9 protein-coding genes are annotated in these 12,239 nt (G+C 67.8%); 3 read left to right on the top strand and 6 right to left on the bottom strand.

The features are described 5' to 3' along the window. Nucleotides 1-99: 99 nt before the first annotated feature. From AC3WL7_RS18230 to mtnC, 3 genes are all read left to right on the top strand, one after another. Nucleotides 100-741, top strand: a complete 642-nt coding sequence (locus AC3WL7_RS18230) for a methylthioribulose 1-phosphate dehydratase (protein ID WP_108770673.1) — start codon at nucleotides 100-102, stop codon at nucleotides 739-741. A gap of 92 nt (nucleotides 742-833) precedes the next feature. After that, nucleotides 834-1,391 (top strand): 1,2-dihydroxy-3-keto-5-methylthiopentene dioxygenase, encoded by a 558-nt coding sequence (locus tag AC3WL7_RS18235; RefSeq protein WP_079221721.1) that lies wholly within the window; start codon nucleotides 834-836, stop codon nucleotides 1,389-1,391. Nucleotides 1,392-1,394: 3 nt separating this feature from the next. Then, nucleotides 1,395-2,090, top strand: coding sequence for an acireductone synthase (gene mtnC / locus AC3WL7_RS18240; protein WP_295519348.1), 696 nt, complete (start codon nucleotides 1,395-1,397; stop codon nucleotides 2,088-2,090). Nucleotides 2,091-2,155: 65 nt separating this feature from the next. Here the strand turns inward: mtnC and AC3WL7_RS18245 are convergent, their stop codons facing one another. From AC3WL7_RS18245 to AC3WL7_RS18270, 6 genes are all read right to left on the bottom strand, one after another. Then, a complete protein-coding gene (locus AC3WL7_RS18245) occupies nucleotides 2,156-4,774 on the bottom strand; it encodes a beta-mannosidase (protein WP_492752268.1) in 2,619 nt (872 codons plus the stop codon). A 102-nt stretch (nucleotides 4,775-4,876) separates the two neighbouring features. Next, complete coding sequence (locus AC3WL7_RS18250; protein WP_492752270.1) at nucleotides 4,877-6,103, bottom strand: AGE family epimerase/isomerase; 1,227 nt, start codon at nucleotides 6,101-6,103, stop codon at nucleotides 4,877-4,879. After that, nucleotides 6,100-7,095 carry a carbohydrate kinase family protein gene (locus AC3WL7_RS18255; RefSeq protein ID WP_492752272.1) on the bottom strand — a complete coding sequence of 332 codons (996 nt, stop codon included), beginning with the start codon at nucleotides 7,093-7,095 and terminating at the stop codon, nucleotides 6,100-6,102. Before AC3WL7_RS18255 ends, AC3WL7_RS18250 begins: the two co-directional genes overlap by 4 nt. Before the next feature lie 7 nt (nucleotides 7,096-7,102). Beyond that, the gene (fucP, locus tag AC3WL7_RS18260) at nucleotides 7,103-8,416 is read right to left on the bottom strand and encodes an L-fucose:H+ symporter permease (RefSeq protein WP_200734322.1); all 1,314 of its coding nucleotides are present in this window, start codon (nucleotides 8,414-8,416) and stop codon (nucleotides 7,103-7,105) included. A 63-nt stretch (nucleotides 8,417-8,479) separates the two neighbouring features. Continuing rightward, nucleotides 8,480-9,529, bottom strand: coding sequence for a LacI family DNA-binding transcriptional regulator (locus tag AC3WL7_RS18265; RefSeq protein WP_079221715.1), 1,050 nt, complete (start codon nucleotides 9,527-9,529; stop codon nucleotides 8,480-8,482). Between the two features lie 96 nt (nucleotides 9,530-9,625). Then, nucleotides 9,626-12,100 carry a GH92 family glycosyl hydrolase gene (locus AC3WL7_RS18270; protein ID WP_492752274.1) on the bottom strand — a complete coding sequence of 825 codons (2,475 nt, stop codon included), beginning with the start codon at nucleotides 12,098-12,100 and terminating at the stop codon, nucleotides 9,626-9,628. Nucleotides 12,101-12,239 lie beyond the last annotated feature (139 nt).

The following is a 12,239-nucleotide window of genomic DNA, read 5'->3' on the forward strand; positions in this document are numbered from 1 at the left end:
CCCCCCCCCCCCCCCCCCGGCCGGCCCACCCAAGGAATCAACCCGACCAACCCGCCACGAGGGGCTCAGCCGTTGGCCGAATCCAGTAAAATCGACCGCATGAACGCCCCCACCTTCCCCTACGACACCGCGCGCCTGAGCGAACTGGCCCAGCTGCTGATCGACAACGTCCGCGAACTGGCCCACGCCGGCTGGACCCCGGCCACCAGCAGCAACTTCTCCCACCGCCTGGACGACCGCCACGCCGCGATCACGGTCTCGGGCAAGGACAAGGGCCGCCTCATCGAGGACGACATCATGGTGGTGGATTTCGACGGCCTCGCCGTCGGCCGCCCGCTGCGCCCGTCCGCCGAGACCCTGCTGCACACTCAGCTGTACCGCCGCTTCCCGGAAATCGGCTGCGTGCTGCACACCCATTCACCGGTGCAGACCATCGCCTCGCGCCTGTACGCGCCGCAGGGCCACATCCGCATCGAAGGCTACGAGCTGCTGAAGGCCTTCGCCGGCAACAGCACCCACGAAATGGCCATCGACGTGCCGGTGTTCGCCAATACCCAGGACATGAACGTGCTGTCGGCGCAGGTCGATGCCCTGCTCGACACCCAGCCCCTGTGGGGCTACCTGATCGACGGCCACGGCCTGTATGCCTGGGGCCGCGACATGGCCGAAGCACGCCGCCACATGGAAGCCTTCGAGTTCCTGTTCCACTGCGAGCTGGAACTGCGCAAGCTGCGCGGCTGAACCGGCGCCGGGGTGCAGATTCCAATCCGGAATCTGCCGCCCTTCACCACCCTGTTACCCTGTCTTCCCCCCGAGACGTTCAAGCTGCCGCCATGAGCCGACTGCGCATCTACGACGACACCCATCCCGAATCACCGCTGCTGGATTCCCAGGACGGCGCGATCATCGCGGCCGAACTGCAGAAGATCGGCGTCACCTTCGAGCGCTGGCAGGCCACCGCGCCGGTCGCGCCGGGCGCCAGCCAGGACGAAGTGTTCGCTGCCTACCGTGCGGACATCGACCGCCTGGTCGCCGAGCGCGGCTTCAAGAGCGTGGACGTGGCGTCGATCGCCCCGGACAACCCGAACCGCGCCGAACTGCGCAAGAAGTTCCTCGACGAACACTTCCACAAGGAAGACGAGGTGCGCTTCTTCGTCGCAGGCTCGGGCCTGTTCACCCTGCACGTGGGTGACAAGGTCTACGAGATCGAGTGCGTGAAGGATGACCTGATCGCCGTGCCGGACGGCACCACCCACTGGTTCGACATGGGCGATGAGCCGAGCTTCGTGGCCATCCGCTTCTTCACCGAGCCGGACGGCTGGGTCGGTCACTTCACCGGCACCGACATTGCGCAGAAATTCCCCCGTTACGTTCCCACCCAGGCGTCCTGATCCATGCAGCCCCGCGTCATCCTGACCGACATCGAAGGCACCACCAGCAGCATCTCGTTCGTCAAGAACGTGCTGTTCCCCTATGCCCGCCAGGCCCTGCCGGCCTTCGTGGCCGAACACGGCCAGCAGCCGGAGGTGCGCCGCTGGCTGGATGCGGTGGCCACCGAGATCGGTGGCGCCTGCCAGGACAGCCTGGTGGCCGAGACGCTGCAGGGCTGGATCGACCAGGACCGCAAGCACACTGCGCTGAAGGCCCTGCAGGGCCTGATCTGGGATGCCGGCTACCGCCGCGGCGATTACACCGCGCACTTCTACCCGGAAGTGGCGCCGGTGCTGAAGGGCTGGCATGCCTCGGGCCTGCCGCTGTACGTGTACTCCTCCGGCTCGGTGCCGGCGCAGAAGCTGTTCTTCGGCTTCAGCGATGCAGGCGACCTGAGCCCGCTGGTATCGGGCTGGTTCGATACCGAGATCGGCGGCAAGCGCGAGGCGGACAGCTATCGCAACATCGTGCAGGCGATCGGCGTGCCGGCCGGTGAGATCCTGTTCCTGTCGGACGTGGTGGAAGAACTGGATGCCGCCCGCGAGGCTGGCCTGCAGACGCGCCTGATCGACCGCCTGGAGGACTACCCGATGCCGCGCACCGGCCAGGCCGCCAACGGCCACGACCGCGTCGAGAATTTCCAGCAGATCCAGCTGTAACCCGTAAGGCGTGCGGACCAACGGTCCGCACCCACCACCAACGGTCCGCACCCACCCGATCACGCTCAACGATCGTTGAGGGTCTTGATCTTCAGCGCTTCGCGCAGCGTCGCCAGATCCACCGGGCCGCGTACGGCGATGTCACGGGTATCGCCCGGCAACAGGTCCAGCAGGTTGTCTTCCACCTGCACGTCCAGCGCGCCAAAGTCGATCCACGCCGCGCGCACATAGGCCGCACTCTGCAGGCGCAACCGGTAATGGTCGCCGTCGATGGCCAGCACCGCCTTCAAAGCCTGCCGCGGCAGTACCTGGTCCTTGGCCTCCACGAAGCCGACCACCTGGCGTGCACTCACCTTGCCCTCCTGCAGCAGCTCGAACACCGCCACGGTGCGCTTCGGGTCCGCGCCTGCCAGCAGTTCGGCATCGGCCAAGTCACCCACGGGGGTGACGCCCGCCGCGGCCAGGCTCACCGGCACTTCGCGGCGGCGCAGTACCTTGCCGTCCACGTCCATCACCCGCAGCCGCCAGGTCGCCTGCACCGCCGCACCATCGTTGATCAGGCGCACCCGCGTGCTGCCTTCATCACGCAGCGCTGCCACGGTCACCGGCGCGAAGAAGCGCCGTGCAGCGAAGTGCAGCGCCTTCCAGCGCCCGTAGTAATCGACGCTGGACCACGATGCGCCCGGCCACACGTCGTTGAGCTGCCAGTACAGCGAACCCATCGTGTACGGCCGCGATGCACGGTGGTGCAATGCCGCCAGGGCAATGCCATCGGCCTGCATCACCTGGCTGAGGTAGACGAAATCCTCGAAGTCCTTCGGCGTGCCATAGCCCAGCGCGATGTAGTGCAGCAGCCGGCTGTTGCCCTCGCCTGCCATGAACTTCTGGTGGGCACGGATCACCGGACTGTCGATGCCCTGCTCGTCACGGCTCGCGATCTGGTCCACCGTCGCCACCGCCGGCCAGGCCTGCAGGCCGTACTCGGACATGAAGCGCGGGGTCTCGTGCAGGTACGCCTGCACCGGCAGCGCCGGATTGCCCCAGACCTGCCAGTAGTGCTTGTCGCCGCGGGTGGAATCGTTGGCCTTTTCGTCCAGGTCGTTGCTGGGCGAGCTGGACCAGTACGGCACGCCCAGGCCCTCCTCACCCACGACCTGGCGCAGATCATGGCCGAACAGGTCCACATAGCCCTGCCACACCTTCGCTGCGAATGCCGGGTCGGCCGCATTCAGGTCACGGCCGTGGCCCCAGTCCTTCCAGGCGGTTTCTTCCTCGTTGTTGCCACACCACAGCACGATGCTGGGGTGGTGCCGCAGGCGGCGAACGTTGTCGCGCGCCTCGGCCACCACGCTGGCGCGGAACGCGGGATCGTAGCCGGGCTGCATGCCGCCGCCGAACATGAAGTCCTGCCAGACCAGCAGGCCCAGCTCGTCGGCGATGTCGAAGAACGCGTCGTCCTCGTAGTAGCCACCGCCCCAGTTGCGCAGCATGTTCATGTTGGCGTCGCGCGCGGCGGTCAGCACCTGGCGCAGCCGCGCAGGATCAACGCGGGCGGGGAACGCATCGAACGGAATGACGTTGGCGCCCTTGGCGAAGATCTCCACGCCGTTGATGACGAAGGCGAAGCCCTGCCCACCCTTGCCATCTTCCTCGCGGCGCAGCTCGACGGTGCGCAGGCCGATGCGCTGTTCGCGCGCCAGTTCAGCGGAACGCCCGCCCTCCAGGCGTGCCTGCACGCTGTAGCGGTCCTGCGCGCCGTGGCCGACCGGCCACCAGCGCCGCGGATCAGCCAGTTCAACGGGAATCTCGACAGTGTTCGCGCCCGGTTTCAGCAGCACCGTACGCTGCACCTGGGCCACGCTGCGGCCCTCGGGGTCGCGCACGTCCACATCCACCACGGCCGAACCGGCGGCATTGCCCTGCTCCACCTGCAGCAGCACCGCCAGCTTCGCCTGCCGGCTGTCCAGTGCATCGGTGCGCACGGCCAGGTCAGTCAGCCGGTGCGTATCCCAGGCCTGCAGGTCCACGCCACGCCAGACACCGGTGGTGACATAGCGCGGGCCCCAGTCCCAGCCGAAGTGATAGGCCGGCTTGCGCGCGAAGTTGCCGACCATCGCATCCTTCGGCTCATCACCATAGGGCGAGGGATAGTTGCCGGCGATCCTGTGCGGCATCGCCTGTACGCCGGGCAGCAGCGTGCGGATGGGCGAGCGGAACACGATCAGCAGTTCATTGCCCGTCGCCTGCAGGCGCCCTTCCACCCGCGCGTGCCAGGTGCGGTGTGCATTGTCCGCGCGCAGCAGCGGCTTGCCGTTGAGGGTGACCTCGGCATAGGTGTCCAGCCCGTCGAAGCGCAGTTCGGCATTCGGCTTGGCCAGGGTCGCCGCATCCACGTCGAAGCGTGCGCGGTACTCCCAGCTCGCCAGGCCGATCCATTGCAGCTCCGCTTCGGCGGCGCCCACGTAGGGATCGCGGATCAGTTCGTGGGCCAGCAGGTCGGTGTGCACGCTGCCGGGCACCGTGGCCGTCCGCCACTGCTGAAGCCCGGGGTGGGCGGCACCCTGCGCATCGCCGGGCAGCAGGCGGAATTCCCACTGCGCCTGCAGCGGCGCGGCGGCGACAGGGAATGCAACCGCCACGACCAGCAGCAGGAGCAGACGGACAACGAGGGAAAGACGATGCACGTGATGCTCCTGGGATTTCCGCCGGGCATGGCCCGGCGCTACCAATGCAACACGCCACGGTAGCGCCGGACCACGTCCGGCGAGCGCGCAGCGCGGCAGATCTCAACGAACGACGTTCAACACTTCGTAGCACGCGCCCATGGTGTGGTAATCCACCTTGCCGGCCGGGCTCTTCTCGTCGCTGTACTTGCGGTTGTCGGCATCGAGGATGCGGAACCAGGCGCCGTACTGGTGGTCGACGAAGTGCTCCCACGAATACGCCCAGATGCGCTCGTACCACTGCCAGTAGCGGTCATCGCCGGTGCGCTTGGCCATCAGCGCCGCGGTGGCCAGCGTCTCAGCCTGCACCCAGAAGTACTTGTCGTCGTCGCAGACGAAGCTGTCGCCGCCGATCGGCGCGCCGTCCATGCCCGGCTGGCGGCGCGACTCCGGCGCGAAGCCGTAGTACAGGCCACCGCGTGCCTCGTCCCAGCTGCGCTCGACGGCCACGTCGAACAGATGCTGCGCGGTCGGCACCAGCCAGTCGGCCTGCACGTGGCGGTCAAGGATCAGCAGCAGCTTGGCCCACTCGGTCTGGTGGCCGGGCTGGAAGCCCCACGGGCGGAACAGGTGCTTGGGATTGTCCAGGTTGTAATCCCAGTCGATCTCCCAGTTCACGTCATAGTGTTCCCAGACCAGCCCGCCGGCCTTGGCGGCCTGGCGGCGGGTCATGTTGTCGGCCAGCTGCAGCGCGCGCTCGACATAGCGCTGCTCGCCACTGGCCTCGAACGCGGCCAGCATCGCCTCGCACATGTGCATGTTGGCGTTCTGCCCGCGGTAGCCGGTGAAGTTCCACTGGCCATCGGCTTCGTCCTTGTAGAGGCCGTGCTGCGGCTCCCAGAAGCGTGCTTCCAGCAGCTGCCAGGTTTCGTCCATCCACGCGCGGGCCTGCTCGACGCCGGCCTTCAGCGCACAGCTGTAGGCCAGCAGCACGAAGGCCACGCCGTAGCAGTGGTTCATGTCGTCCTCGACCTTGCCATCGCGCAGGGTCCAGGCATAGCCGCCGGTGGCCGGGTTGCGGTGCACCTCGCGCAGGTAGCGCACGCCGTGCTCGACCGCCTCGCGGTACTCGGTATTGCCGAATTCGCGGTAGGCCATCGCATAGTTGAAGACGAAACGCGTGCTGCTCACCAGGTGGCGGTGGCTGGCATCGTAGATGCTGCCGTCATCACGGAAGTAGTGGAAGAAACCGCCGTTCGGATCGATGCAGCGCGGGTGGTAGAACGCCATCGTGTCGGCGATGTGTGCGCGCAGGAACGCGGGCGAACGGAAATCGGGCGAGGTGCTCATGCGGGAAGGTCCTGTGCCTGCAGCAGCTGCTGCACTTCATCGAGCGAGGGCATCGCGGCGAACGCGCCCTTGCGGGTAACAGCCAGTGCGCCGACCGCAGCGCCGAAGCGCAGCGTGGCAGCGATGGCCTGCGGGTCGTGGCAGAACGCGGCGAAGCCCGCACCGGCCCCGCCCCGCTCCAGCAGGCCGACCAGCACGCCACCGACGAAGGCATCGCCGGCGGCGGTGGTATCGACCGTGGCCACGTTGAAGCTGGTGACCTGGCCCTGCTGCTCACGGGTGTACCAGTGCAGCGTGGCGGCGCCATCGGTGACGATGACCCAGCGTGCCTGCGCAGCCAGCAGGCGCTGCAGGACGATCTGGTCGCCCTCGGCACCATGCGGCGCGGCCAGGTAGTCCAGTTCCTCGCGCGAGAGCTTGACCAGGTCGGCGCGCTCCAGCGCCTGCCACAGCCACGGTGTCGGATCGACATCGGCCGGCCACAGCGCCGGACGCAGGTTGAGGTCCAGGCTGACCACCGCGCCGGCGGCGCGGGCGCGGTCCATACCGGCGAAGGTCGCCTCGGCGATGGCCGCTTCGGTCAGGCTGTTGGAACAGACGTGGAAGCACTGCGCGTTGTCCAGGCACGCGGCCTGGAAATCGCTGTCACGGAACAGCAGGTCGGCCGCCGGCGGGCGGTAGAAGCTGAAGCTGCGCTCGCCTGCGGCATCCAGCGCGACGAAGGCCAGCGCGGTCTTGGCCGCATCGGTACGCACGATGTAGTCGGTACCCACGCCGTGCTCGACCAGGCTCTCGGCCAGGAAGTCACCGAACATGTCGCGGCCGAGCATGCCGACGAACTGGGTCTTCGCACCCAGCCGCGCAGCGGCCACGGCCACGTTGGCCGGCGCACCGCCGGCGTACTGCAGGAACGCGCGCGGGGTGTCGGCCGAAGCCGGCGGCTGCGCTAGTAGATCGATCAAAATTTCGCCGAAGCAGACAATGGCACCCATTCTGGACTCAGCCTCCCTGCGTTGCGGAGGCCGGCGTACGAGCGCCGACCAGACCGTAGAAAATGATGTAGCCGTAGCACAGCAGCGGCAGGATGAAGCTGGCCTGCACACCGATGTGGTCCGCCAGCACGCCCTGCAGGTACGGCACCACGGCACCGCCGACAATGGCCATGATCAGCAGGCTGGAGCCCTTGTTGGTCAGCGGGCCCAGGCGCTCGATGCTGAGCGCGAAGATGGTCGGGAACATGATCGAGTTGAACAGGCCGATCGCCACCACCGAGTACAGCGCGACGCTGCCGGAGGTCATCATCGTCGTTGCCAGCAGGCCCACGTTGACCAGCGCGAAGATCGCCAGCAGGCGGCTGGGCGAGAAGCGCGCCAGCAGGGCCGAGCCGGCAAAGCGGCCGATCATCGCCATCGTCCAGTAGGCCGACACGTAGTGGGTCGCCTGCTGTTCGCTGAAACCGCCGATGCTCGGCATCGACAGGTAGTTGACCAGGAAGCTGCCGATCGACACTTCCGCGCCGACGTAGAAGAAGATGCCCAGCACGCCCAGCAGCAGGTGGCGCTTGCGCAGTGCATCGAAGTAGCTGTGGTGATGGCCTTGGTCGGCCTGTTCGGTCGCATCGCTCAGCGCCGGCAGGCGGAACAGGAACACGAACAGCGCCAGCAGCACCAGCGCCACCGCCAGGCCCACGTACGGGCCCTGCACGGCCTGTGCCTCGGCGGTGCGGTAGGCCAGCTGTTCGGCAACCGGCAGCGCTTTCAGTTCATCGGCGCTCTTGACCGTGTTGGACAGGATCAGCATGCCGCCGAAGATCGGCGCGATGGCCGTGCCCAGCGAATTCAGCGCCTGGGCCAGGGTCAGGCGGCTGGAGCTGGTCTGTTCCGGACCCAGCAGCGCCACATAGGGGTTGGCGGCGACCTGCAGCACGGTGATGCCGGTAGCCAGCACGAACAACGCACCCAGGAACGCGCCATATTCGCGCAGCTCTGCCGCCGGCCAGAAGCCCAGCGCGCCGATGCCGGCGATCAACAGGCCGGCCACGATGCCCTTCTTGTAACCCAGCGCCGCCACCAGGCGGCCTGCCGGCAGCGACATCAGGAAGTAGGTGCCGAAGAAGGTGAACTGCACCAGCATCGCCTTGGCGTAGTTCAGCTCGAACACCGCCTTCAGGTGCGGGATCAGGATGTCATTGAGGCAGGTAAGGAAGCCCCACATGAAGAAGATGGTGGTGACCACGGCCAGTGCCTTGCCGTTGGTGACGGCCGGTGCGTTGCCGGGGGAACCCGATGGGCGGGGCGTTGCGGAGATCGGCATGCGGTTCGCGCCTCGATGCGCGGAAGGTCGTTGTTGCGTGGAAGGAGTGTGCGTTGAAGGGAATCAGTTGGGTCGGGCGGCGCTGCTTTCGCGGATGCGCAGCTGCACCGGGGCGACGGTGCGCCGTGGCGGTGCATCCGGATCGTCCAGGCGCTGCAGCAGCAGTGCGGCCGCCTGCCGGCCGCGCTCGCGCGGGTCGGCGGTGAGGGTGGTCAGCGGCGGCACCGCCACGGAGGCTTCAGAAATGTCATCGAAGCCGGTGACCGCGAAATCGCCACCGGGGCGGATGCCGCGCGAGTTGAGGCCCAGCATCAGCCCCAGTGCAACGGTGTCGTTGTAGCAGACCGCTGCACTCGGCCGGTGGCCATCGACGAACAATTCGTCGGTACGCGCAGCGGCTTCCAGGCGGTTCGGCGCCGATTCGATCATCCAGCCTGGCGGCAGCGTCAGCCCGGCCTCGGCGAGGGCCTGCTGGAAACCGGCGCGACGCTGGTGGCACGAGCTGGAATCGGCGTGGCCGCCGAAGAACGCGATCTGGCGATGGCCGCGCTCGATCAGGTGGCGGGTGGCCAGGTAGGCGCCGTGCTGGTTGTCCAGGGTCAGGAAGTCCCAGTCGGCACCGTCCAGCTCGCGGTTGAACAGCAGCACGTTGGCGTTGGCGCCCAGCGCCTGGCGTACCAGGGTGGCATCGCTGCCCTCGGCCGGCGACAGGATCAGCCCGGCCGGGGTGTGTTCCATCAGCGTGGACAGCACGGCCTGCTGGCGCTCGGGCGATTCGCCGGTGCTGCCCAGCAGGGTGACGTAGCCGCGCCCGCCCAGCGCCTCGTCCACCCCGGAGGCGAATTCGGCGAAGAACGGATTGGACAGATCGTTGATGACCAGCGCGATGCTCGACGAAGTGCGCCGGCGCAGATTGGCCGCGGCACGGTTGTACACATAACGCTGGCGGCGCAGTTCGGCCTCGACCTTGGCCCGGGTATCGACGTTGACCAGCGGGCTGCCACGCAGCACCAGCGACACGGTCGCGCGCGAAACGCCGATGGCACGGGCGATGTCGGTCACCGTCACCGCCTTGCCGGAACGCTTGCTGGAACTGCCGCCGTTGTCGTTCATCGTCTTCCCGGACTCCGCTGGAGCCTCAAGCCTAATGGATCGTGACGCTGTCGTGCCGTGCCGTTCGCTGGGTTGCCTCGAACGGCACAGCGCCGATCATCGCAGCTGGCTGCCTGGTGCAGCGCACCAGGAGACCGGCAGATCGGCCACCGCGGTGCCCCAGCCCTGCGTCGGCGCCTGGCCGTCGAGGGCGAAACGCACGCGGGGGCCCTGCTGCAGGCGGTTCCAGTCCAGCCACACCGGCGCATGGGCCTGGCCATCGACCTGCACGCCCTGCACGTACTGCTGGCGGCGGCCGTCGGCGCCCGGTGCGTCGATGCGCAGGGTGCGGCCGTTGCCCATGTCCACTTCCACCTTGGCAAAGCGCGGGGTGTGCAGCAGGAACTCGCCGCTGCCCGGCACCGCCGGGTACACGCCGATGGCGCTGAACAGGTACCAGGCCGACATCGTGCCCAGGTCATCGTTGCCGGTCACGCCGTTGGGCGCATTGGTGAACAGCTGTTGCGCGGCACGCACCACCGCGGCGGTCTTCCACGGCTGGCCGATCAGCGTGTACAGCCACGGCGAGTGCAGGTCCGGCTCGTTGTTGGGGTTGTAGCGGAACTGGTTGTAGTAGCTGTACGGCCCGACCACCCACTCCTTGCGGGCGGCGTTGAGCGGGTCGGCCTGCAGCGCGTCCATCGCGAAGAACGCATCCAGGCGGCGGCCGGCCTGTTCGCGGCCGTCCATCGCTTCCACCAGGCCCGGCACGTCCTGCTGCGCCAGCCACTGGTACTGCCACGCGGTGCCTTCATGGAACCCGTGGTGCGAGCGCGGGCTGTAGTGGCCGTCGGCCGGGGTGTACCACTGGCCATCTTCGGTGCGCGGGCGCGGGAAGCCGGTGAAGCCAGTCTCGGCATCACGCACCTGCGGATCCCACACCTTGCGCCAGTTGCGGCCGCGCTCGCGCAGCGTCACCGCATCCTGGGCATGGCCCAGGCCATCGGCCATCTGCGACAGCGCGCAATCGGCCACGGCGTACTCCAGCGTTGCCGAACCGCCGTGGTGCGGATCGACATCCATGCCCTTGGACGGGAACGCGCGGTCATAGACCACGTAGCCCTTGTCCAGGTAGGTCGGGTTGCCCGAGCGGCCGGCCATGCGCGAGTTCAGCGGCGGCGTCCCGAAGGCATTGCGGCGCAGCGCATCCCAGGCCTGCGATTCACGGCCCTTGAGCGCACCGAAGCGCCACAGGTCGACCATGAAGGGCGTGACCGGGTCGCCGGTCATGATGTTGGTTTCGAAGTTGGCGTAGCCCCAGCGCGGCAGCCAGCCGCCCTGCTCGTCGATGGCCAGCAGGGTGCGGCCGATGTCGCGGGCCACGTCCGGGCGGGTCAGCGCCAGCCACTGGTTCTGCGCACGGTAGGTATCCCACAGCGAGAAGTACTCGTAGTAGGTCCAGCCATCGGCGCGGTGGATGCCATCGTCGTAGCCCCGGTAGCGGCCATCTGCATCGCTGCCGGTGAGCGGCTGCAGCAGCGCGTGGTACATCGCGCTGTAGAAGACGGTGCGGTCATCGCCGTTGCCGCCCTGCACGCGCACCCGCGCCAGCTGCTCGCGCCAGGCCTGCTGGGACAGCGAACGCATCCTGTCGAAACCGATCAGCGCCCCACCCTGCATGCCCTCGGCGCGCAGGTTGGTACGTGCGCCTTCTGCATCGACGTGCGAGATCGCACTCACCGCAGTGACCGACTGGCCCTTGGCCAGGTCGAAGGTGAGCCAGGCGCCATTCGGCTTCTGCTCGCCTTCCATGCTGTGCCGCGCGTTGGGCAGGCCACCGGTTTCGCCCCAGGTGCCATGCGCCTTGAACGGACGGTCGAATTCGACGCGGAACCAGGTGGTGTACTGGTGGCCACCGCAGAAGCTCTTGGTGACCAGCTTGCCTTCCACCACGCGGTCGCCGACCACATCGACCACGCTGCCGATGACCGAGTGGCGCTCGTTGGCCTGGCCGACGTTGATCATGACGTGGCCATCGCCGCTGCGCTGGCTGAAGGTGTAGCGCTCGGCTGCGGCGCGGGTACGTGCGGTGGCTTCGGCGTCGATGCCGCCGTAGCTGGTCAGCCGCACCTTGTAGTAGCCGGCCTGGCCGACCTCGCCATCATGCGTGTAGCTGGACGCGTAGGCCTTGTGGTCGAACTGCTTGGGGTTGCCGGTATCGAAATCGCCGCCCGGACCGATGCTGCCGGTGACCGGCAGGATCGAGACCTGGCCGCCCTGCTCCCAGCAGCCGGCGCCGGACAGGAACGAATGGCCGAAGCCGCGGATCTTTTCGTCGTCGTAGCGCCAGCCGGAATAGTGGCTGCCGATGGGGCTGACCTGGATCAGGCCGAACGGGGCCGAGGCGCCGGGGAAGGTGTTGCCGTCATCCTTGCTGCCGATGAAGGTATTGACCTCGCGCTCCAGCGCGGCCGGTGCGGCCTGCAGCCAGGGCGTGACGGCCAACGCCAGCAGGCAGGCGACGCGCGCCAGCGGGCGATGGGACAGGGCCGGCGAGCGGCGGGCAGACAGACGGCGGGACAACCTGGTCACGGACAGGACTCCTTGGCGGCAGGGCGGCAGCGGGGCGCCGGCCACGGCGGGCCGAACTCCTCGTTTCCATCGGTACAAATCCGCACCCCGGCGGATTTAGATCGATTGAAGTAAAGCAGGGAGCGCCCATCCATGCATT

It is taken from the genome of Stenotrophomonas sp. FW305-3-2-15-E-LB1 (genome assembly GCF_058787375.1).